General features: G+C 39.8%; 21 protein-coding genes. 7 read left to right on the top strand and 14 right to left on the bottom strand.

The window, feature by feature from the left end:
- Nucleotides 1-224: 224 nt before the first annotated feature.
- From IGJ90_RS00640 to IGJ90_RS00595, 10 genes are all read right to left on the bottom strand, one after another.
- Entirely contained in the window at nucleotides 225-818 is a 594-nt protein-coding gene (locus tag IGJ90_RS00640) for a TMEM175 family protein (protein WP_002367631.1), read from the bottom strand.
- A 268-nt stretch (nucleotides 819-1,086) separates the two neighbouring features.
- Nucleotides 1,087-2,040: an ABC transporter permease gene (locus tag IGJ90_RS00635; protein ID WP_002356172.1), complete on the bottom strand. Its 954-nt coding sequence runs from the start codon at nucleotides 2,038-2,040 to the stop codon at nucleotides 1,087-1,089.
- Nucleotides 2,040-3,173 (bottom strand): ABC transporter permease, encoded by a 1,134-nt coding sequence (locus tag IGJ90_RS00630; RefSeq protein WP_002356171.1) that lies wholly within the window; start codon nucleotides 3,171-3,173, stop codon nucleotides 2,040-2,042. Before IGJ90_RS00630 ends, IGJ90_RS00635 begins: the two co-directional genes overlap by 1 nt.
- On the bottom strand, nucleotides 3,166-4,734 hold the full coding sequence (locus IGJ90_RS00625; protein WP_438767422.1) for an ABC transporter ATP-binding protein: 1,569 nt from the start codon (nucleotides 4,732-4,734) through the stop codon (nucleotides 3,166-3,168). Before IGJ90_RS00625 ends, IGJ90_RS00630 begins: the two co-directional genes overlap by 8 nt.
- Before the next feature lie 205 nt (nucleotides 4,735-4,939).
- Nucleotides 4,940-6,025: a BMP family lipoprotein gene (locus IGJ90_RS00620; RefSeq protein WP_002356169.1), complete on the bottom strand. Its 1,086-nt coding sequence runs from the start codon at nucleotides 6,023-6,025 to the stop codon at nucleotides 4,940-4,942.
- A gap of 53 nt (nucleotides 6,026-6,078) precedes the next feature.
- Nucleotides 6,079-7,152, bottom strand: a complete 1,074-nt coding sequence (locus IGJ90_RS00615) for a BMP family lipoprotein (RefSeq protein ID WP_002356168.1) — start codon at nucleotides 7,150-7,152, stop codon at nucleotides 6,079-6,081.
- A gap of 95 nt (nucleotides 7,153-7,247) precedes the next feature.
- On the bottom strand, nucleotides 7,248-7,712 hold the full coding sequence (locus IGJ90_RS00610) for a cytidine deaminase (protein ID WP_002383839.1): 465 nt from the start codon (nucleotides 7,710-7,712) through the stop codon (nucleotides 7,248-7,250).
- Entirely contained in the window at nucleotides 7,681-8,343 is a 663-nt protein-coding gene (gene deoC, locus IGJ90_RS00605) for a deoxyribose-phosphate aldolase (protein WP_002356166.1), read from the bottom strand. The genes IGJ90_RS00610 and deoC overlap by 32 nt, the downstream gene beginning before the upstream one ends.
- 27 nt (nucleotides 8,344-8,370) lie before the next feature.
- Entirely contained in the window at nucleotides 8,371-9,672 is a 1,302-nt protein-coding gene (locus tag IGJ90_RS00600) for a pyrimidine-nucleoside phosphorylase (protein WP_002356165.1), read from the bottom strand.
- Between the two features lie 140 nt (nucleotides 9,673-9,812).
- Entirely contained in the window at nucleotides 9,813-10,820 is a 1,008-nt protein-coding gene (locus IGJ90_RS00595) for a substrate-binding domain-containing protein (protein ID WP_002356164.1), read from the bottom strand.
- A 141-nt stretch (nucleotides 10,821-10,961) separates the two neighbouring features.
- Between IGJ90_RS00595 and add the strand changes: the two genes are divergently transcribed.
- Nucleotides 10,962-11,993, top strand: coding sequence for an adenosine deaminase (add, locus tag IGJ90_RS00590; RefSeq protein ID WP_002356163.1), 1,032 nt, complete (start codon nucleotides 10,962-10,964; stop codon nucleotides 11,991-11,993).
- Nucleotides 11,994-12,025: 32 nt separating this feature from the next.
- Here the strand turns inward: add and IGJ90_RS00585 are convergent, their stop codons facing one another.
- Both IGJ90_RS00585 and IGJ90_RS00580 read right to left on the bottom strand, forming a co-directional pair.
- Entirely contained in the window at nucleotides 12,026-12,634 is a 609-nt protein-coding gene (locus IGJ90_RS00585) for a class I SAM-dependent methyltransferase (RefSeq protein ID WP_002356162.1), read from the bottom strand.
- Between the two features lie 14 nt (nucleotides 12,635-12,648).
- Complete coding sequence (locus IGJ90_RS00580) at nucleotides 12,649-13,236, bottom strand: SGNH/GDSL hydrolase family protein (RefSeq protein ID WP_002356161.1); 588 nt, start codon at nucleotides 13,234-13,236, stop codon at nucleotides 12,649-12,651.
- A gap of 154 nt (nucleotides 13,237-13,390) precedes the next feature.
- Between IGJ90_RS00580 and coaA the strand changes: the two genes are divergently transcribed.
- The 6 genes from coaA to IGJ90_RS00550 all read left to right on the top strand — a co-directional run bounded on the left by coaA (nucleotide 13,391) and on the right by IGJ90_RS00550 (nucleotide 20,209).
- Entirely contained in the window at nucleotides 13,391-14,314 is a 924-nt protein-coding gene (gene coaA / locus IGJ90_RS00575) for a type I pantothenate kinase (protein ID WP_002361524.1), read from the top strand.
- A 311-nt stretch (nucleotides 14,315-14,625) separates the two neighbouring features.
- Nucleotides 14,626-16,188, top strand: coding sequence for a glutamine-hydrolyzing GMP synthase (gene guaA, locus IGJ90_RS00570; RefSeq protein WP_002356158.1), 1,563 nt, complete (start codon nucleotides 14,626-14,628; stop codon nucleotides 16,186-16,188).
- A gap of 182 nt (nucleotides 16,189-16,370) precedes the next feature.
- Nucleotides 16,371-16,655 carry a hypothetical protein gene (locus IGJ90_RS00565; RefSeq protein WP_025186733.1) on the top strand — a complete coding sequence of 95 codons (285 nt, stop codon included), beginning with the start codon at nucleotides 16,371-16,373 and terminating at the stop codon, nucleotides 16,653-16,655.
- A gap of 102 nt (nucleotides 16,656-16,757) precedes the next feature.
- The gene (locus IGJ90_RS00560) at nucleotides 16,758-19,109 is read left to right on the top strand and encodes a C39 family peptidase (protein ID WP_002367624.1); all 2,352 of its coding nucleotides are present in this window, start codon (nucleotides 16,758-16,760) and stop codon (nucleotides 19,107-19,109) included.
- Between the two features lie 9 nt (nucleotides 19,110-19,118).
- Nucleotides 19,119-19,496 (top strand): hypothetical protein, encoded by a 378-nt coding sequence (locus IGJ90_RS00555; RefSeq protein WP_002367622.1) that lies wholly within the window; start codon nucleotides 19,119-19,121, stop codon nucleotides 19,494-19,496.
- Between the two features lie 167 nt (nucleotides 19,497-19,663).
- Complete coding sequence (locus IGJ90_RS00550; protein WP_002385445.1) at nucleotides 19,664-20,209, top strand: ATP:cob(I)alamin adenosyltransferase; 546 nt, start codon at nucleotides 19,664-19,666, stop codon at nucleotides 20,207-20,209.
- A 47-nt stretch (nucleotides 20,210-20,256) separates the two neighbouring features.
- On the opposite strand, the gene IGJ90_RS00545 is transcribed toward IGJ90_RS00550, so the two are convergent.
- Both IGJ90_RS00545 and IGJ90_RS00540 read right to left on the bottom strand, forming a co-directional pair.
- Nucleotides 20,257-21,045 (bottom strand): PhzF family phenazine biosynthesis protein, encoded by a 789-nt coding sequence (locus tag IGJ90_RS00545; RefSeq protein ID WP_002367620.1) that lies wholly within the window; start codon nucleotides 21,043-21,045, stop codon nucleotides 20,257-20,259.
- Between the two features lies 1 nt (nucleotide 21,046).
- The gene (locus tag IGJ90_RS00540) at nucleotides 21,047-22,012 is read right to left on the bottom strand and encodes an ornithine cyclodeaminase family protein (protein ID WP_002367619.1); all 966 of its coding nucleotides are present in this window, start codon (nucleotides 22,010-22,012) and stop codon (nucleotides 21,047-21,049) included.
- Between the last annotated feature and the right edge of the window lie 48 nt (nucleotides 22,013-22,060).

Genomic DNA, 22,060 nt, shown 5'->3' with positions numbered 1-22,060 from the left:
AATCAAACAGAATAATCTATTTATTCTCAGCTCTTCAATTATACCATGAATCCGCTATTATTGCCTGAAAGAGCATTAAAATTTTCACTGATTCCTTCGATTTTAGCAGGGCTTAAAAACTGAAAGAAAAAAAGTCTCCCACCGTAATTAGGAAACTTTTTTATTGTTTTTTTCGAATAGCCTGCTCCTTAAAAAGAACACGGCTCTTTATCCAATCGAAACTTTTAACACTCCAAGCGGTCTCCCTCTTTTGGCACATTTAAATACCAGATAACCGCTTCTGATAAAATCACACCAATGCCAATGGGCGGATAAAAATAAATGCCGATATATCCGATTGCGAAAAGACAAAGATGAATGATTTTTGTTGCCTTACTATAAGATTTCGATTTTCTTAACTTAGCTGCACCTTGTGGATCTTTCACTACATTGTCTTCATAAATGATCCTTGTTAACAAGAAGTAGGCAAAATCCCAAACCGTATACACAACAAGATAAAAATAAACAGGTGCCCGCATCCACCAAAATTCACTCACCCAAGCAGTTGCTACCGGAATGAAGGCCATGGAGAATAACCAAAAATTATTTGCCCAAAACGCTTTTTTAGAAAACCAATGAGTTACGGACATTATGTAATGATGATTGTACCATGCGATACAGATAAAAATAAAACTGACAATAAACGATAAAAAATATGGGATATTTTCTATCAAACCTGCCAAAACACCCACTTGAGGGGTCTTAATTTCTAAAATCATGATGGTCATGATGATGGCAATGACTGCATCACTAAATGCTTCTACACGTGTTTTATTCATTGAACGTCCTCCACTTTTCCTATGCTTACTACAAACAAAAGTATAGCAGAAAAACCAACGATTTTTGAAAAAAAGCTGCTAGACCTGTTTGGTTTTTTTCAAAATTTCGACACTTCCTTCGAATTGTAAAAAACAGCCAAAAGAAAAGTTACCTTTATCAACTCGCTTTTTTGCAGTGAAGCAGTACCTAATGCCGCTTGTGTTCAACTGATTATCCTAAGAAAAGAAATGGCCCCCCGTCGCTTTGACGGAGGGCCCATTTCTTTTCTTATTTCGTTTTGACGTAATTTTTCCCGTTCGCTTTTGGTCCCGATGATTTTCCGAAGAACACAACTAGGACTAAAATGGTTAATACGTATGGTGCTGCTTGTAGATAAACTTTTGGAATTTCTGAAATAATTGGTAGGTTTTCCCCAGCAATACTCAAGTTTTGTGCAAAACCAAAGAATAAGGCTGCGCCCATTGCCCCAAGTGGATTCCATTTACCAAAGATCATTGCGGCCATTGAAATAAACCCTTGTCCTGCAATTGTGGTAATCCCAAAACGACCCGCAATACTTTGAGCAAAGACAGCTCCGCCCATACCGCCTAAGAAGCCGGATAGCAAGACGCCAGAATAACGCATTAAGTAGACATTAATCCCCAATGTATCTGCCGCTTGTGGATGTTCCCCCACAGAACGTAACCGTAAGCCAAAACGTGTTTTATAAATGACAAACCAAGCTAAAATCGCAATCAAAATTGCTACGAAAGCTGGCAAAGAGGTTTTTGCAAAGAATAGTTCACCAATCACTGGAATTTTTGACAATCCTGGGAAAGAAAAATAACCAAATGATTGTGTAATCATATCTGTTTGTCCTTTTTGATAAATAACTTTTACTAGGAAAACCCCTAGCGCCGGTGCCATCAAGTTAATGACAGTACCACTGATAATATGATCTGCTCGTAAGTTAATAGTTGCAACGGCATGTAAGAGAGAAAAGACAATCCCGACAACGCCTCCTACTAAACAAGCAATCCATGGTGTCGCCGCGCCAAATGTATCAGCAAACGTCAAGTTAAAAACGACCGAACTGAAAGCGCCCATTACCATAATACCTTCCAAACCAACGTTAACCACACCACTTCGTTCTGAGAACGTTCCGCCTAATGCTGTCAAGATGAGCGGAGTTGCATACACTAATGTTTGCGTGATGATTGAGGAAATTGTTGCTAAATCCATTAGATGTCTCCCCCCTCTTGATTGTTTTTGTCTGGCGCCGCTTCAATTGTTTCTACAATCGCTACTTCTTTTTTACTACCAGACGCTTTTGCTAACAAGAAACGAATTAAATAACTAATTCCCACAAAGAAAATAATTGCTGCAATAACAACATCAACTAATTCGGTTGGTACACCAGCTATCAACGGCATTCCTTGTCCACCAAGTTTTAACATTCCAAACAGTAATGCGGAAAGTAAAATCCCGATTGAGCTACCTGCTCCTAATAGAGACACGGCCATACCATCGAACCCAATGCTCAACGATGTGTTTTGAATAAAGAAGTTTTGGAAAGTCCCCAATCCTTGGACCGCACCACCTAAACCAGCCAGCGTTCCTGAAATCATCATGGATAAAATAATCGTTCGCTTGCTGCTCATTCCAGCATATTCAGAAGCAAATGGGTTTAACCCCACCGACCGAATTTCAAAACCAAGCGTTGTTTTTTTCATCAAGAACCACACAAGAATAAGGAAAATGAAGGCCAAGAAAATGCCGATGTTCAAACGAGAGCCATCACTGATACTTGTTAAAAACGGTGAGCGTAATGATGCATTCGCACCAATCATTTTGGTAATCCCTTTATTCGCCATAATACTTGGTTTCATGACATTATTAGCAATATGATTTCCTGTGTATAATAAAATATAATTCAACATAATCGTAACAATAACTTCACTCGTCCCAAAATAGGCACGCAAGAAACCTGGAATGGCTGCTGCTAAAGCTCCTGCAACTGCCCCAACAATAATCGCCACCGGCAACGCAATCATCCGGGGGGCATCAGGCATGGATAAAGCGACCCAAATACTAGCCACCCAACCACATAAGGCTTGTCCAGAAAGCCCGATATTAAAGAATCCAGCCGAATTTGCCACCGAGAATCCTAAAGCGGTAAAAATCAACGGTGCTGCGGTGACAAAAATCTCACCAATACTTTTCTTTCCTTGGAAAGCTGTTTCAAACATCGCTTGATACCCAGCCACTGGGTCATAGCCAAAGATAACCATAATAATTGCCCCTAAGAGGAAACCCATAATAACAGATAACACAGGGACTAAAATATTTCTTATTTTTTCAGAACGATTATTCAACAGTTTCACCTGCCTCTACTTTTGATAACTCAGCACGGGCTTCTTCCAATGAGTAGCCAGCCATTAACAAGCCCAATTCATTTTCTGTCGTTTCTTTCGGATCAACAATTCCGACGATTTCCCCCGCATGAATAACAGCGATACGATCAGAAACGTTCAAAATTTCGTCTAATTCAAAACTTACTAATAAAACAGCTTTATTTTTATCTCTTTGTTCAATTAGTCGACGATGAATGTATTCAATAGCTCCGACATCTAAACCGCGTGTTGGTTGAGAAACAATCAACAAATCTGGATCGCGGTCAACTTCTCGGGCAATAATCGCTTTTTGCTGATTCCCACCTGAAAGCGCCCGAGCTGGTACTAATTCATTAGGAGTCCGTACATCATATTCTTCAATTAATTCACGGGCGTGTTTGTTAATCATTCGATAGTTTAAAATACCTGTTGAACTGTATGGTTTTTGGTAATACGTTTGTAGGCCAATATTTTCAGCCAATGTCATCTCTAATACCAAGCCATATTTATGTCGGTCTTCAGGAACGTGGGCGACACCCATTTCCGTAATTTCCCGAGGTTTGCGATTAGTAATCTCTTTTTCATTCAAATGAATGGAGCCGTTTTCGACTTTGGTTAATCCTGCTAAGGCTTGGATTAATTCTGTTTGTCCATTGCCATCAATCCCCGCAATCCCAACAACTTCCCCTGCTCGGACATCTAAACTAAGATTTTTCACTGCATCTAAGCCGCGGCTTTCTTTCACTACTAAATCTTTAATTGATAAAATTGTTTCTTTCGGTTGCGCTGGTTTTTTCTCTGTTTTGAAGGAAACAGAACGACCCACCATCATATCGGCTAACTGTTGCGAAGAAACGTCTTTCACATTGACGGTGCCAATACTTTGCCCCCGGCGAATAACCGTACAACGGTCCGCCACTTTTTTAATTTCATCTAACTTATGTGTAATTAAAATGATCGATTTGCCTTCATCGGTTAGTTCTTTCAAAATAATCATTAATTCATCAATTTCTTGTGGCGTTAATACTGCGGTTGGTTCGTCAAAAATTAAAACGTTCGCACCACGATATAAGGTCTTTAAAATTTCAACCCGTTGTTGCATACCCACAGAAATATCGCGAATATAGGCATTGGGATTTACATCCAACCCGTATTGCTCAGACACTTCTTCAATCTCTTTTTTCGCTTTTTTCCGGTCTAAAATACCGCCATGGGTAGGTTCACTACCTAAGATAATATTTTCAGTCACAGTAAAGGCTTCAACTAACATAAAATGCTGATGGACCATTCCGATTCCTAAACGATTGGCTGCAGTAGGACTTGTAATGTTGACTTTTTCGCCATTCATATAAATCTCACCTGAGGTCGGTTCCAATAGCCCTGATAAGATATTCATCAAGGTCGACTTGCCTGCACCATTTTCACCTAGCAGTGCGTGGATTTCACCAGGTTTTACTTGTAAATCAATTTGGTCGTTGGCTTTGAACGTCCCAAATTCTTTGGTGATTTTACGCATCTCAATTACGTTTTCTTCTTGAGACAAGGTCTATTCACTTCCTAACAAAATTATATTGGCAATACTTTAGAGGGTAATTTTGACCCTTAACTAAGTAGTTGAAGAACCTCAACTATTTAGTTAAAAATCCAAACATCATAAAGGGTTTCCTTGGCAGCCGTCGCTGCCAAGGACCACTTCATTTTTAGAAGGAACAATAATGAGCCCTTCTTTTTTCATTTAGGAGCTTAAATTATTCTGGTTTTTCTGGGACTTTTACGTCACCTGAGATTACTTTATCTTTTGCTGTTTTAACAGCTTCTTTTGTTTTGTCGTTTAAATAGCCGTCTGTTAAGTCAACGCCACCATCTTTTAATCCATAAACTAAATGTTCGCCACCAGGGAATTTGTCTTCTAACGCACGGTTGGCAATATCTTGAACCGCTGTGCCGACACCTTTAAGGGTTGAAGTTAACGTGAAGTTGTCTTCTTTGCCGTCTTTTGTTTTGTACTTGCCATCAGCATCTTGATCGCGGTCAACACCGATTACCCAAACTTTGTCGCCAGAACCTGATTCATTCAAGTCTTTTGCTTCTTGGAAGACCCCTTGTCCAGTAGCACCAGAAGCATGGAAGATGATATCAACGCCATTTTGGTACATTGCAGCAGCTAAAGCTTTCCCTTTGGCAGGATCAGCAAATGAAGCCGCATATTTTGTATCAACAGTAATTTCTTTACCTAATTCTTTCGCAGCATCAGCCACACCTTTTTCAAAACCAGCTTGGAAACGGTCAATTACGACCCCTTCTTCACCACCAACAAAACCGACTTTGTTCGTTTTTGTTTCGTTTGCAGCAGCAACACCGGCTAAATAAGCTGCTTCATTATCTCTAAATGTTGCAGAAACGACATTCTTTTTGCCATCGATTTGATCATCGATTAAAACAAAGTTTGTATCAGGGTTGGCATCTGCTGCAGAAGAAATTGCATCTTTTAGCAAGTAGCCAATACCAAAGATTGTGTTGAATTTACTTGATACCGCTTGGTCAATATTTGTTGTATAGTCAGCTGCATCATTCGATTGAATATATGCATACCCTTTTGAACCTTCTGGTAAATCATGTTCTTTACCCCAAGCTTGCAATCCTTCCCAAGAAGATTGGTTGAACGACTTGTCATCCACGCCGCCTGTATCTGTAATGATTACAGCACTATGCGCTGCATCCCCTTTGCCACCGCCGCTTTCAGCGGTTTTGCCTTTGCCACCACCACATGCTGCAAGTGAAACTGATAAACCTAATGCAATCAAACTAAAACCGAATAATTTTGCTTTTTTCATTTCTGTAAAGCCTCCTAAAAATAGTTTAATGTATTTAAACAACTAAGTTGTTTCTAAGGTTGGTCTGGGACTTTTACGTCACCAGAGATGATTTGTTCTTTGGCTTCTTTAACTGCCGTTTTGGCTTGATCGCTTAGGGCTTCTGTTGTTAAATCAACACCGCCATCTTTCAATCCATAAGTTAAATGTTCGCCGCCAGGGAATTTATCTTCTAATGCAAGATCAGAGATTTTTTTCACAGCAATATTTACCCCTTTAATGGTTGAAGCTAACGTTAAGTTATCATCCTTGCCATCTTTGGTTGTATATTTACCGTCTTCGTTTTGGTCACGGTCAACACCAATCACCCAAACTTTATCTTTTGAACCTGTTTCATTTAGCGCTTTGGCTTCTTGGAAGATTCCTTGTCCTGTAGTCGCCGCTGCGTGATAAATAATGTCGGCACCTGCTTGATACATAGAAGAAGCTAAGGCCCGTCCTTTTGAAGCGTCTGCAAATGTCCCTGCATAAGTAGACGTAATTTGAATATCTTTTCCTAATTTTTTGCCAGCATCTGCTACACCTTTTTCAAAACCAGCTTGGAAACGGCCAATAACAGGTCCTTCAACCCCGCCGATAAATCCTACTTTGTTGGTTTTCGTAGTGTTAGCTGCTGCCACACCTGCTAAATACGCAGATTCATTATCTCTAAATGTTGCAGAAGCGACGTTGTTTTTCCCATTAACTGTATCGTCGATTAGAACGAAATTCGTTTCTGGGTTGGCGTCCGCTGCATCTACTACTGCATTTTTTAGTAAATAGCCAATGCCAAAAATCGTTTTAAATTGACTTGAAATGGCTTGGTCAATGTTTGATGTATAATCAGATGCTTCATTTGATTGAATATACGCATACCCTTGAGGTCCTTCTGGAAGTTTGTGCTCTTTGCCCCACTCTTGCATTCCTTCCCACGCAGATTGGTTAAAAGATTTGTCATCAATGCCGGCTGTATCTGTGACCATTACGACACTATGTTGTGGATCACCTTTTGTGTTGGCATTCTTTTTGCTATTGCCGCCACATGCAGCTAACCCAATGGTTAAGGCAACTGCTGCCAATCCTAGACCTAAAAATTTTGCTTGTTTCACTTTCCGAAAAGCCCCCTACTATTTTATCTATTATTTCATTCGCATTTATGCTATTGAAATCTACTTTGAGCCCAACGAAACCTTATGTCCTTTTTTTAAAAATCTTTATCTGTAAATGAATAGGGCAATAATGCCTCAACTGTCATTGTTTTAGTCGCGCCATCTTTACCAACTAGCGTGACCGGCATTTGTGGATCAAAGAATTCAGCCATTACTTGACGACAAGCGCCACATGGAGAAATGGGTGCCTCTGTATTACCTGCTACAACTAAATGTTGGAAGGTCCGTTCATCTTCTGAAATGGCTTTAAAAATCGCCGTTCTTTCTGCACAATTTGTTAAACCAAAGGAGGCATTTTCAATGTTGACTCCTTGATACATTTTCCCGTCTGTAGTCACTAAGCAAGCGCCCACAGGAAAGTTAGAATACGGTACATAGGCGTGTGCCAATGCTTCTACGGCACAATCAAGCCATTCTTGTTTTACTGTCATCTTTTTCGCCACACCTTCGTTTAATTTGAAATACGAATTAATACCCTTCGCCAGTTGCGCCAGAAACAATTGCTACACCCGTACTTGCACCGATGCGTGTTGCCCCCGCTTCAATCATTGCTAGCGCTTCTTCTGCATTATGCACGCCACCAGAAGCCTTAACGCCCATGTCAGGACCAACTGTCTCACGCATTAAACGAATATCTGCTACTTTAGCGCCGCCTGTTGAGAAGCCAGTAGATGTTTTAACGAAATCGGCACCTGCTTCTTTGGCTAATTCACAAGCTTTAACTTTTTCTTCGTCTGTTAATAATGCTGTTTCAATAATCACTTTGACTAACGCTTTTCCTTTGGCTGCATCTACTACGCCTTGAATGTCTTGACGTACGTAATCGTATTGTTGTGATTTTAATGCACCAATATTAATCACCATATCCACTTCATTCGCACCATTTTTAATTGCATCAGCTGCTTCGTATGCTTTAACTTCTGGTGTATTTGCCCCCAAAGGAAAGCCAATAACGGTACACACAGCGACGTCGGTATCTGCTAATTGCTCGCTAGCGAAAGCGACCCAACAAGGATTGATACATACAGAGAAAAAGTTGTACTCCTTAGCTTCGTCAATAATTTTTTGGACAGCGGCTTCTGTCGCTTCTGGTTTCAAAATAGTGTGGTCAATCATGCGGTTTAATTCCATGATGAGAATTCCTCTTTTCTTATTGTTTTATTCCGTAATAATATCGTGAATCAAAATAGGCTCTTCGCCGGTTGGTCCAATTTCAATGTTTTTATAAAGCAATTGTTCGACTTCTGTCACGTCTTCACGATTGGCATAAATAGTTAGTAATGATTCGCCTTTTTCAACTGGGCTCCCTACTTTTTTGTGAAGTTTCAAGCCAACTGCAAAATCAATCGTATCTTCTTTCGTAGCACGACCAGCGCCCAGCAACATTGCGGCAACGCCAATTTCATTGGCAACGATTTTTTGTACCACGCCTGTTTCTTTGGCAGGTAAATCAAATTGATAAGTCGCGGTTAATAATTTTTCTGGCTGGTCAACAACGGAACTGTCGCCGCCTTGATTTTCAATCATTTCTTTAAATTTTGCGAGCGCTCGACCGCTTGTTAAAGCTTCTTCTAATAAAGCCCGTGCTTCGTCTAACGTCTCGGCTTTTTTAGCTAAAACGACCATCTGACTTCCTAAGACATAGCACATCTCCACTAAATCTTCTGGTCCATTTCCTTGCAAGGTCTCGATTGCTTCAACGATTTCTAAACTGTTTCCGATGGCCTCCCCTAAAGGTTGTGACATGTCTGAAATTACTGCCATCGTTTGGCGATTTGCCAGTTTTCCAATGCGAACCATTGTTTCCGCTAATCGACGAGCACTTGCTAGGTCTTTCATAAAGGCCCCTTCACCAGTAGTCACGTCTAAGACAATCGCATCTGCCCCTGCGGCAATTTTTTTACTCATAATGGAACTTGCAATTAATGGAATTGAGTCAACAGTGGCGGTCACATCGCGTAACGCATAAAGTTTTTTGTCTGCTGGTGCTAGATCACCTGACTGACCAATCACTGCCACTTTTGTATCGTTCACCAATTGAATAAAACGTTCTTCTGTCAATTCAACTTTAAAACCAGGAATCGCTTCTAATTTATCCAACGTACCGCCCGTGTAGCCTAAGCCACGACCAGACATTTTTGCTACATTGACCCCGACACTAGCAACTAATGGCGCTAAAATAAGCGTCGTAGTGTCGCCTACGCCACCTGTAGAATGCTTGTCGACTTTGATTCCTTCTATAGAAGAAAGATCCACAATTTCGCCTGAATGGACCATTGCTAACGTCATTTGTGTAATTTCTTCGTCTGTCATATCTTGGTAAAAAACAGCCATTAAAAAGGCACTTACCTGATAATCTGGAATTGAACCATCTGTGTATCCGTTGATAATAAATTGAATTTCTTCGCTTGTTAGTTGATGCCCGTCACGTTTCTTTTCAATAATGTCTACCATTCTCATGAATTCGTTCCCTCCGATTTCCCGATAATGTATTATACAACAAAATCGTTCAGCTTTAAACCATTTAGTAAACCAGTTTACTATTATTTTTTTCTTGTGAAAACGCAAACAACACGAACATTCCGTTTCTAAGCTGTTTTTTAAATCGGTTTTGTGCTTTTTCTAGCAATAAACGTCGCATCGAAAACTTTATTCGGAACTTTCCCTGTTGGATCTGCAATAGCTTCCACCAAAAATTTTGCTGCATAATAGCCAATATCAAAACTCGGCTGATAGACGGTTGTTAAACTCGGCACCAAATATTCGGAAATTTCCAAGCCATCAAAACCAACCACCGAAATATCGTCAGGAATTTTCTTGCCCGCTTCTTCAATGGCTTGATAAGCTCCCATCGCCATTTCATCATTACCACAAAAAATTGCTGTGATTTCTTCATTTTTCAAAACTTCTTTCGCCGCAGCATAGCCGCCATGCAAGTTCAATTCCCCAGCACAAACATAATGCGGACGAAAAGGTAAATTGTTGTCCTGTAACGCATGCTGATACGCCGTCACTCGTTCCGTTAAACGATAATAGCCGGCACTTTCACGCAACATGCCAATATGCTGATGCCCTTGTTGAATCAAATGATGGACCGCTTGATAAGCACCTTCGTACTCTTTAACGATTAATCGTCCACTATCTCGTGGATTAATCCCACGATCGACAAGAATGACAGGAATCGGATGTTCTCGTCGGTCTTTTAAAATATGATTTTCTGGCAAAACATTCGGCGTGGCAAAAATAATGCCATCCACCGACCGATGAATCAGCTCGCTAACATATTGCATCGCTTGTTCGGAATCATGCTTTGAATTGCATAACAAAATCATGTAGCCTAACGAATTTAAATATGTTTCCACACCTTCAATCACTTTTGAGAAAAAGAAATCCGTCACATCTGGCACAATCATACCAATGGTTTTGGAATGACGGTTGATTACATTCGAAGCAAAGTAATCTGGTTTGTAATGATTTTCAGCGACTACCGCCAACACCTTGTTGCGGGTTTTTTCACTGAAACGACTCCCTTTATTATTCAGAATTTGTGAGACGGTTGTGACAGAAACACCAGCCATATCAGCAATTTCTTTAATCGTTAGTTTCATCGCGCCCCTCCCAACGTCTCCTTTTGCATTGACAGACATTTGTAGACGTGTTACAGTCTTCAAAATACTTATCGAATCTTTTACATTTTAACAAAAAAAAGACAAAAGAAATAGACTAAAAAGATTAAAAAACAAAAGAAAATGGAGGCTATTTTTTTCATGGAAGAATCCCGTGTCCGTCAATTACCAAAAATCGAGTTGCACTGTCACTTAGATGGGTCAATTCGACCAACCACTTTACGCACCATTGCTGAAAAACAAAACATTCCATTACCCCAAGACGAACAAGCCTTGAAAGAGTTAGTGGTTGCCCCTGAAAAATGCACCGATTTGAATGATTATTTAACTCGGTTCGACTTCGTGCTAACCTGTCTACAAACAGCTGAAGCTTTGCAAGCAGCGGCGTATGACGTGATTAGCCAAGCTGCCGAAGATGGCGTGGCATACATAGAGGTGCGTTTTGCGCCTTCGCAACATACAGAAAAAGGCTTACGGTTACCTGAAATCGTGACTGCTGTTTTAACTGGCTTAAAACAAGGCGAAGAAGATTTTGGTGTAAAAAGCAATGCACTGTTATGCGGCATGCGGCATGACCAACAACAAGCCATAGAAAAAATCGTTCACTTAGCGCATGATTTCAGAGAGACAGGCGTTGTCGGCTTTGATTTAGCTGGCAATGAAGTCGATTTCCCTCCATACACATTTGAAGACGTATTAGCTTTAGCCAACCAATTGTCAATTCCATTAACACTCCACGCTGGGGAATGCGGCTGTGGCAAAAATGTCGCTGATGCTGTCACTTTAGGTGCTACTCGGATTGGTCACGGTATTGCTTTGAAAGATACACCCGAATACTTGGCGCTCTTAAAAGAAAAAAAGGTTCTTTTAGAAATGTGTCCAACTAGCAACTTCCAAACAGGCACCGTCAAAACATTGGCTGAATACCCTTTTCAACAATTTATAGAGGCTGGCTTAGCCGTCTGCATCAATACCGATAATCGCACTGTTTCAGATACTACGTTAACGAAAGAATTCATGAAATTGGCCACTTGGTATCAATTAAGTTATGACGAAATGAAGCAACTCACTAAAAATGCGCTTGCAGGTGCTTTTTTATCGCCAGACGAAAAAAAACTGTTGAACCAAAAAATTGATCAAGCATATCTATTCTAAAAAAGAACCTCCACTAAAGTGGCGGTTCTTTTTTACTCTGCTTCTTTAACACTTCGTAAAATATAATAGCCTTTGTCTTTTGTCACAATTTCAACATTGCCAAATACTTCAGCCATTTTCTTTTCTGCACTAGGTGCACCTTGTTTCTTTTGAATAACCACCGTTAGTGTGCCACCAACTTTCAACAACGGAAAAGCCCCTGTTAAAATGCCATGGACAACTTTTTTGCCTGCACGAATGGGCGGATTGCTAACAATCGCCGCGTAGGTCGTTTCGTTTAAGGTTTCATACACATTGGAAGAATGGATATCCACAGTAGTAATTTGGTTGCGTTGGGCGTTCATTTGAGCTAGCCCAACTGCCCGTTGGTTGACATCCACCATTTCCACCAGTCGACCAGTCGCCGCTGCTAAGGACAACCCAATTGGTCCATAGCCACAACCAACATCTAACAAACGGCCTGCTGGTAAATTTTCCCATTCAAAGGCATCAATCAACACACGAGAACCATAATCCACTGTTCCTCTTGAGAAGACCCCGCTATCGGTCGTAAACTGAAAGGTCCGACCACGTAATGGAAAAGACCAGCTTTCTAAATCATGTGCTAATTCTGGATTTTCTGTATAATAATGATTCGCCATTTTGTTCTTCCTATCTATGCTTGTTTTGGTTTTAGTCTACCCTTTATTTCTCGAACAATCAAGGCACCTAATAATTCATAGCCTACTTGTGAAAAATGCAAACCATCTGCTTGTAAAAATTCATCCGTTCCAGGATAAACAGTCATCGCTTTATACAAATCAATAACTGGCAAGTTATGTGCCGCTCCGACTTCTTGTGCAACCTTGACCAATTCCTTGATACGCGTTTGTGGACGTTCTGGACGTCTGCCACTATCCGCATATGGTGGTGTAATTAAAATCACCTTTTCTGAACCAATTTCGTGAATCATTGTTTCAAGGTTTTCTCTAAACGTGGCTACTGTTATATTTCGATCCAGTGACGCATCATTGGCGCCAAAGAAAATCACCACTTCATCAGGTTTCTCAATTAGTACTTCTTTATTTAATCGTTTTAAACCATCCTCTGTTGTATCGCCAGGCATTCCAGCATTAATAACAGCCACTTCTTCTAGACCCATCGCAGCAATATCCCGTTTCACTAAGTCAACAAGAACAGGTGAGACGGCTTCGTCTAAATAACCAGCAGTAATGCTATCACCAAATAATACAATTTTTCTCATGGCTTTTCCCCTCTTTTCTAACAGTTTTCTCTTTTCATGATACCATTTTCATCATAAATTGGCGAAGAAGGGAATTCTTTTGTAAAATCCTGTGTTTCCCTTGTGAAATTATGGTAAAATGTACAAAGATTGAACAGGGTTTGGTGGAGGAACAATGGACGATAAAATGAATTACTACCCAATTTCCAGAGAAGAATGGCATGGGTTTTATCATGACGGCAAAGCACCGTTAACCGAAGCAGAATTGGATAACATTAAAAGTGTGAACGACCAAATTTCACTAAAAGATGTACAAGAAATTTATGTACCCTTAACGCATCTTATTCATTTGTACATGAAAGAATTTGAATCGCTAACACTTAGCAAAGGATTATTCCTACATGAATATGTCTCTGTACCACCATTCATCATTGGAATTGCCGGCAGTGTCGCCGTTGGTAAAAGCACCACCGCTCGTCTTTTGCAAAGAATTCTGGCCCGAACGTTTAAACGAAGAAACGTTCAACTCATTACAACGGATGGATTTTTGTATCCCAATAAAGTGTTAGAAGAACAGGGAATGATGGACCGAAAAGGGTTTCCTGAAAGTTATGACATGGAAAAGCTAATTAATTTCTTAAACGAAGTCAAAAGCGGCAAAGACGAAATTAAAGCACCCGTCTATTCTCACAGTGTCTACGATGTTATCGAAGGCGAATATGAGTTGATTCAACAACCAGATATTTTGATTGTTGAAGGCATTAACACATTACAGTTGCCCGCCAATCAACAAATTTATGTGAGTGATTTTTTTGATTTTTCTATTTTTGTGGATGCCGATCCAGCCTTAATTGAAAAATGGTACCTAGAACGTTTTGGGGCCTTATTAGATACGGCTTTCTTAGATCCTAATAATTATTATTACCAATATGCAATTGGCAAACGAGAAGATGCTTTCGCCATGGCACGGAATGTTTGGAAAACCGTGAACTTGCCGAACTTGGAGGAATATATCTTGCCAACGCGCGGACGTGCGGACATTATTTTGCATAAAACGGAAAATCATTTGATTGACCAAATCTATCTACGTAAATATTAAGGGTTGACGAGCTAAGAAATATCCTGTATCTTTTGTAGAAATATCCTTGAAAATTTTCAGCAGAATGCATGACTTTCAAGGAGTAAAATGTTTTAATAAGTATAGCTAGACAAAGAAGAGTACGGAACAAAAGTGAACCACTTTTTAACCGCCTGATTTTCGGCTGTTTAAAAGTAGCCCCTGCGGAATTAAGCCAAAATTTTCTAAAAATCGTAAAACAATTTTTGAAAATCCTCTCTTAATTCTTGGTGCTGACCACTTTTTAACCGCCTTTTCTTTAGATAAATTTAAATGGATAAGGGGTAATAGACGTGACTAACGTTGCCGATTTGACATCTGTCGAAAAAATTATTGTTTTAGACTTTGGTAGTCAGTTTAACCAATTGATTACTCGTCGTATTCGTGAATTTGGCGTATTCTCTGAGTTATTAAGCCACCGAACTACGGCAGAAGAAATTCGCAAAATCGCGCCTAAAGGAATCATCTTCTCAGGTGGACCAAACAGCGTGTATGACAAAGATGCTTTTAGCATTGATCCAGAAATTTATGAGTTAGGAATTCCCATTCTTGGCATCTGCTACGGTATGCAATTAATGACTCATAACTTAGGCGGAAAAGTAGAACCTGCCGCAAACCGTGAATACGGAAAAGCAGAATTAGAAATCCTTGGTGATGCGACATTATTCCAAGGAACACCTGCGAAACAAACCGTTTGGATGAGCCACGGTGATTTAGTAACAGAAATCGCTCCTGGATTCGAAAAAGTTGGGACAAGCAACGACTGTCCAATCGCTTCTATCGAAGATGCCAACCGCAAATTCTACGGCGTACAATTTCACCCAGAAGTTCGTCATTCAGAATATGGTAACGACTTATTACGTCACTTTGCTTTTGATGTGTGTGGCTGTACTGGTGACTGGAGCATGGAAAACTTCATCGATATGGAAGTCGCTAAAATTCGTGAACAAGTAGGCGATAAAAAAGTCTTACTTGGTTTATCAGGTGGCGTTGACTCAAGTGTTGTCGGCGTGCTTTTACAAAAAGCCATTGGCGACCAATTAACTTGTATCTTCGTTGACCATGGATTATTACGTAAAGGTGAAGCAGAACAAGTAATGGAAAGTTTAGGCGGTAAATTTGGCTTAAACATTATTAAAGTAGATGCAAAAGAACGCTTCTTAAGCAAATTAGCAGGCGTTTCTGACCCTGAACAAAAACGTAAAATCATCGGTAACGAATTTGTGTATGTTTTTGATGACGAAGCAACTAAACTTGCTGGGGAAGAAGGCGTTTCATTCCTAGCACAAGGAACTCTTTACACAGACGTCATCGAATCTGGTACAGAAACTGCGCAAACAATTAAATCACATCACAATGTTGGTGGTCTTCCTGAAGACATGCAATTTGAATTAATTGAACCTTTAAATACATTATTCAAAGACGAAGTTCGTGCCTTAGGAACTGAACTTGGCATGCCTGATGCAATCGTTTGGCGCCAACCATTCCCAGGACCAGGATTAGGTATTCGTGTGCTTGGTGAAATTACAGAAGATAAATTACAAATCGTTCGTGATTCAGATGCTATCCTACGTGAAGAAATCGCAGCAGCTGGCTTAGATCGTGACATTTGGCAGTACTTTACTGTCTTACCTGGCATCCGCTCAGTAGGCGTTATGGGCGATGGCCGTACCTACGATTACACAGTCGGTATCCGTGCTGTGACTTCTATCGACGGCATGACCGCTGACTTTGCCCGTATCCCTTGGGATGTTTTACAAAAAATCTCTGTGCGCATCGTGAACGAAGTTGCACATGTAAACCGTATCGTGTACGATATTACTTCAAAACCACCTGCAACTGTGGAGTGGGAATAACACACAACCCGCTAGAAAACCTATTTTATAGGTTTTCTAGCGGGTTTTCTTTTGCGTTATCACACTTTCCTCCCACCATTCTCCATTTTTCCTTTGCTCCACCGCCCTCAAAGTCCTATAATTTAATCATAAGAATAGTAACTATTAATAAAATTCATCAATTAAAAGGAAGCGATTTCAACATGTCAAAAAAAACTTTTCTTAAGTATGGTTTTGTTGTCCTCTTCATAGGAATTTTTTTACTTCGTGCCCAAAAATTTATTTCTGAGCCCCTTTCGTACCTTTTTTCGGGTATTCTTTTGCTTATTGTTGCGTATTTAATACTCGTGAAAAAAATGAACTTTTTCTCAAGTTTGCTCACAGTTACCGACCAGCCTTCTTCTACCCAACAACGATTAGGTCAACTTTCTGGTCTTGTCAGTTTATTGATTGGTTTACTTCTGGTAATTTTTTCAGTCATTTTATAGACACTTTTTCACTATTGTTCTTATAAAAACAAGACGTTCTTGTTTGGCCTTTGACGTTGTCGTATACTATAAATAATAAATAAGCTATAAAGGAGTAAATTAATGAAAAAAAGTGTTATAACTAGTTCTATGTTAGCGGTTTTGTTGTCGGGATTTCTCGTTACCCCTATTTCTGCTTACGCTTTGGAACGCTCTAAGGGAACTACTGAAGAAACGGTGGCTTCAGAAACATCTCTAACGGAGCAACAAATGAGTAGCGGTGTCACTGAAGAAATGAATCCAAGCATCATAAATTCTCAAGAGGAAACAGAAACAACTTCCACTTCCTCAACCTCCGATTCCACCACTGAAGTTTCTACATCAGAAGTAACAACTGTTAATGATACAGAAAATAGTAGCGACGATACTGAAACTACTTTGGAAACATCACAAAGTAATGAGGACACACCTGTAGCACCGGCAAAAGCAGAAGAAAAAGTTCCTGATATTAATTATCAGACACATATCCAAGACATCGGATGGCAAGGGGTTGTCAAAAACGGGGAAATTTCTGGGACTAGCAGACGCTCTTTACGTCTTGAAGGAATTAAAATGAATATTTCAAATTCAGATTTGGCTGGATCTGTAGAATATAGAACACATGTCCAAGAAATTGGGTGGCAAGGATATGTGAAAGATAATCAATTGTCTGGTACAAGCGGAAAGTCTTTGCGGCTCGAAGCGATTCAAATTCGCTTAACTGGAGAAATAGCTAACGCATATGATGTTTATTATCGTGTGCATATAGAAGATAAAGGTTGGTTGAATTGGGCAAAAAACAGTGAGTCCGCAGGTAGTCAAAGCGCCGCTAAAAGATTAGAAGCCATTCAAATTAAATTAGTGAAGAAGGGCGAAGCGGCACCTGAAGGAAATGGAAAAGCCTTTTTAATTGGAAATGAAGCAAAACGTCCAGATGAAATCAAACCAACTGTCAATTATCAAACACACGTGCAAAATATTGGTTGGCAAGGGGTTGTCAAGAATGGCGAAATAGCTGGTACAAGTGGGAAAAATTTACAACTGGAAGCAATCAAAATCAACCTGAATGATGCTGCTCTAGCTGGAAATATAGAATACTCTACGCACATCCAAAATATCGGATGGCAAGATTATAAAGCCAATGGGGCATTATCTGGCACAACTGGAAAAAATTTACAATTAGAAGCTATTAAAATTAAACTGGCCGGTGATGTTTCAAGATATTATGATGTCTATTATCGAGTGCATATCCAAGATAAAGGTTGGTTAAATTGGGCAGCTAATGGCGCCCCAGCTGGAAGTCAAGCTGCCTCTAAACATTTAGAAGCTATCCAAATCAAAGTAGTTAGAAAGGGCGAAACTGCTCCTAAAGGAAATGGAAAAGCCTTTTTAGTTGGAAATGAAGCAAAACGTCCAGATGAAATCAAACCAAATGTCAACTATCAAACACACGTGCAAAATATTGGTTGGCAAGGGGTTGTCAAGAATGGTGAAATAGCTGGTACAAGTGGGAAAAATTTACAACTGGAAGCAATCAAAATCAACCTGAGTGATGCTGCTCTAGCTGGAAATATAGAATACTCTACGCACATCCAAAATATCGGATGGCAAGCTTATAAAGCTAATGGGGCATTGTCTGGCACAACTGGAAAAAATTTACAATTAGAAGCCATTAAAATTAAACTGGCCGGTGATGTTTCAAGATATTATGATGTCTATTACCGTGTCCATATCCAAGATAAAGGTTGGTTGAATTGGGCAGCTAATGGTGCCTCAGCTGGAAGTCAAGCTGCCTCTAAACATTTGGAAGCTATTCAAATCAAAATAGTTAGAAAGGGTGAAACGGCTCCTAAAGGATCTGGAAAAGCTTTTTTAGTTGGCGATGAAGCTCGCACACCAGCAGAGATAGCAAACAGATTACGTGCAGAAAGATTAAAGAAAAAACCTTATTATTATTCTCAACGTGACCCACAATGGATTAATACTTATATCGGAAACTATACCATTGGCGCAGCAGGATGTGTTCCAACAAGTTTATCTATGATTTTAAGAGGCTCTTACGGTTATAATGTAAATCCTGTCAGTGTTGCAACAAGAATGGCTTCTTATGGCGGGTTAAATCAAAGATACTTTGGCGCTTCTGCAACTGATTTAGTGATAACAGCTCAATCATATGGCCGTTCGATCAAAGTTATTAATGATGTAGCTACATTAAACGCCTATCTTTCTGAAGGATATCCCGTTATTTTATATCAAAATGTTGGGATTGGACATGCTATTGTCGTTCATGAGTACAAAAATGGTTACACTTTAACCTATGATCCGTATGGTCGCCAGTTTTACTCAGGTTGGGTGTCAACACAAGCACTTTGGAATACCCCGTCAAATGATCCAATTGATTGGACAGAAGGCCGACCATGTTTCGTTATTTTATAGGAGGATATAATGAAAAAAAAACTTATTGTACTATTGTTAGCCTTATTTTTAACGGCATGTAGTAATAATACTGTGGAAAAAAATAGAGATTCTTCATCTACTGAAGTATCAACTAAACAGCAAACTACCCAGTCTTCTAAAAAAGATAGTAGTAATCCGGACACAACACCAACTTCTACATCATCTATAACAATTGAAACAACCGAGAATTTAAAGAATAGAGAATTGAATCCAACAGATGATGTTTCAAAAACTAGACGACAATTGTATGAACAAGGAATTAACAGTTCAACAATTACGGATAAAGAACTAAAGGAATATATATCAGAGGCTAAAGAACAAAAGAAAGATGTGATTGATTATATTAAGCAAAAAATAAATCAATAAAGTTATCTCATATTCATTCCCCCCTTGACTATCCCTTCACTCTTGGCTATGATTACCTTAGCAAGTACAATGGTGTACTGTGAACAGTCGAGCAACGGCGCTCAAAAAGATTGGCTTTCGTGCATTCTTTTTGAGGGCTTTTTATTTTTAGAAAGTAGGGAAATTGAATGGAAAAAATGTACCGCAGTCCGTATGAAGCGTACCCGTATCTATCTTCTAAACCAGAAGATTTACGATGTGATTTTGAATTAATGACTGATGAATTGGCCTCGATGACAGGTCTTCTACGAGGATATGTGCAACAATTAGACGTCCCTGAACAGCCTGCACTAACAGAAGAACTAGCAAAAATTTGCGAGTTAATCTACCATGTCAATCCAACGACCCGAACAAAATTAACAGTCACAGAGGAAGAAATAGCCTGGCTTTTGGAGCGTGTCAATGCTATGAATGAACTGACATACGAAGAAAATCGTCCTTTTGTTTTACCGATGGGCACAATCTGTTCCTCTTATGCACACATTTTAAGAGCCAAAGCCAAAGATATTGTTCGTTTACTTTATCGCATGGACTATGGTGGTAAAAAAATTGATCCGCAGCTGTATGATGTAGTCAACTTACTCTCAGGTTACTTTTTCATGTTAGCTTTGTACCTAAATCAGCTCGAAAATGGTGAAGAAGTTCCCTTTGTTTCTCGCAACTATTCTATTTAAAAAGTACACCGACCGCTAACGACGAATTGCTAGCGTTCGGTGTACTTTTATACAGGTAAGTAAGCTTCCCCTTTTGCAAATAGTTTAGCAGTGCCACCAATAATGACTCGATTTTCTTTCACTTCACAAGTTAAAAAGCCGCCTCTTGGGGACGCTTGATAGGCCGAAAGGGTCGTTTGATTGAGCCGTTTTCCCCAATAAGGAATTAAATTGGCGTGCGCAGAACCACAAACTGGGTCTTCGTTAATTCTTAGTTTCGGGAAAAAAGTTCGTGAAACAAAATCCACCGAGTCTCCTGATGCCGTTACAATGACTCCTACTCCTAAATCCAATGCTTTTAATGCAGAAAAATCTGGTGTGATTTTTGCCACTGTCTCTTCGTCTTTTAAGACAAAAAATAAATCGCGGCCTAAATACGCTTCATAAATTTTCGTGCCTAAAGCGGCTTCATACTCTGGCAAAATTGGAATCCTTTCCGGTAGGATATAAGGAAAATCTAGATAATAGTATTCCTCTTTTTTGGTCACTGCGAGCGGTCCACTTTGACTAGTAAAATGAAGCGTTTCTTCCGCAACGGAATAATAGTTAAATAACACAAAAGCCGTCGCTAATGTAGCATGCCCGCAGAGATCGATTTCTCGTTCCGGCGTAAACCAGCGCAGGGCGTAACTTTTTCCCTCTTTGACTGTAAAAGCAGTCTCTGACAAATTATTTTCAATCGCAATGTTTTGCATCACCGCTTCTGGCAACCATTTTTCCAAAACATAAACAGCGGCGGGATTGCCTTTAAAAACTTCCTCCGCGAAAGCATCGACAATATAATAGGGATAACTCATTTTAATTCTCTCCTTGTATTTTTTGATAAATGTATTCCGCGCAACACAAATCCTCAACTGCTAAGCCAACCGCATCAAAAATCGTGCGGCCTTTCTGCTCCGCCTTTTGTTTAACTTTGCCAGTGACTAATTCGCCGAGAGAACCTACAATTTTTTCAGCTGAAAAGGCACCTTCTGAAATCGGAATTAAAAGATCCCCGCTTTCTTTTAATGCAGCCGCGTACTCATCTACAAACACTTGACTGTTTTTAACAAGGTCGCTTGTTAATTCTTTGGAAGTCGGCGTGAATGTACCAATTGCATTGATATGGGCATTCGGCAAAACGTCTTTTTCTTCTAAAAATGCGTCCTGACTGGAAGTTAGTGTACAGATAATTTCCGCTTCCTGGACGGCTTCTTGGACAGAAGAACAACCAATAAAGGTACATTCGGGGTAATTGTGCTGTTGCTTAGCGATTAATTTTCGTGCACGTTCTGCTGTGCGGTCATATATAAAAACCTTTTCAATCGCCCGAACGCTTTGTAGCGCTGCGAGATGAGATGAAGCTTGTTGACCTGCACCAATCAAAGCGATACTTTTTGCCTTTGGAGCTGCTAAATAATCGGTTGCCAAAGCAGAAACAGCTGCTGTGCGAAGCCACGTAATCGCATTGGCATCTATCATCGCAACTGGTCTTCCAGTAGAACTATCAAACAATAAAATTTGACCAAGATGTGAGGCCAAATTTTTTTGTGGATTTTCTGGAAAAGCTGTAATGATTTTTGCCCCAAAAAAGCGATTTTTTCCTAAGTAAGCAGGCATTAATGCAAAAAGATTCTGATTTTCCCCATCTGGTAAAACCTCTACATGGCGCTCACTTTGCGAAATTTTTCCTTTTTGCAACTCTGCAAAGCAACGTTTCATCACTTGAATTGCTTCGGAAAGCGACAATTGTTGAATAACCCTCTCATAAGAAATAATGTCCATCTGAATTCCTCCCTTTGCGCTATCATAAACCAGACAAACAATACACTC

This window comes from Enterococcus sp. AZ129 (genome assembly GCF_051714505.1).
In the GTDB taxonomy this organism is placed as follows: domain Bacteria; phylum Bacillota; class Bacilli; order Lactobacillales; family Enterococcaceae; genus Enterococcus; species Enterococcus faecalis.
This window is presented reverse-complemented; position numbering and strand designations above follow the sequence as displayed.

What these genes read in the sequence shown, in the direction of transcription:
- IGJ90_RS00640 (WP_002367631.1), bottom strand. Translation starts at nt 818, where the DNA reads ATGAATAAAACACGTGTAGAAGCATTTAGTGATGCAGTCATTGCCATC.
- IGJ90_RS00635 (WP_002356172.1), bottom strand. Translation starts at nt 2,040, where the DNA reads ATGGATTTAGCAACAATTTCCTCAATCATCACGCAAACATTAGTGTAT.
- IGJ90_RS00620 (WP_002356169.1), bottom strand. Translation starts at nt 6,025, where the DNA reads ATGAAAAAAGCAAAATTATTCGGTTTTAGTTTGATTGCATTAGGTTTA.
- deoC (WP_002356166.1), bottom strand. Translation starts at nt 8,343, where the DNA reads ATGGAATTAAACCGCATGATTGACCACACTATTTTGAAACCAGAAGCG.
- IGJ90_RS00600 (WP_002356165.1), bottom strand. Translation starts at nt 9,672, where the DNA reads ATGAGAATGGTAGACATTATTGAAAAGAAACGTGACGGGCATCAACTA.
- IGJ90_RS00595 (WP_002356164.1), bottom strand. Translation starts at nt 10,820, where the DNA reads ATGAAACTAACGATTAAAGAAATTGCTGATATGGCTGGTGTTTCTGTC.
- add (WP_002356163.1), top strand. Translation starts at nt 10,962, where the DNA reads ATGGAGGCTATTTTTTTCATGGAAGAATCCCGTGTCCGTCAATTACCA.
- IGJ90_RS00585 (WP_002356162.1), bottom strand. Translation starts at nt 12,634, where the DNA reads ATGGCGAATCATTATTATACAGAAAATCCAGAATTAGCACATGATTTA.
- IGJ90_RS00580 (WP_002356161.1), bottom strand. Translation starts at nt 13,236, where the DNA reads ATGAGAAAAATTGTATTATTTGGTGATAGCATTACTGCTGGTTATTTA.
- coaA (WP_002361524.1), top strand. Translation starts at nt 13,391, where the DNA reads ATGGACGATAAAATGAATTACTACCCAATTTCCAGAGAAGAATGGCAT.
- IGJ90_RS00565 (WP_025186733.1), top strand. Translation starts at nt 16,371, where the DNA reads ATGTCAAAAAAAACTTTTCTTAAGTATGGTTTTGTTGTCCTCTTCATA.
- IGJ90_RS00560 (WP_002367624.1), top strand. Translation starts at nt 16,758, where the DNA reads ATGAAAAAAAGTGTTATAACTAGTTCTATGTTAGCGGTTTTGTTGTCG.
- IGJ90_RS00555 (WP_002367622.1), top strand. Translation starts at nt 19,119, where the DNA reads ATGAAAAAAAAACTTATTGTACTATTGTTAGCCTTATTTTTAACGGCA.
- IGJ90_RS00550 (WP_002385445.1), top strand. Translation starts at nt 19,664, where the DNA reads ATGGAAAAAATGTACCGCAGTCCGTATGAAGCGTACCCGTATCTATCT.
- IGJ90_RS00545 (WP_002367620.1), bottom strand. Translation starts at nt 21,045, where the DNA reads ATGAGTTATCCCTATTATATTGTCGATGCTTTCGCGGAGGAAGTTTTT.
- IGJ90_RS00540 (WP_002367619.1), bottom strand. Translation starts at nt 22,012, where the DNA reads ATGGACATTATTTCTTATGAGAGGGTTATTCAACAATTGTCGCTTTCC.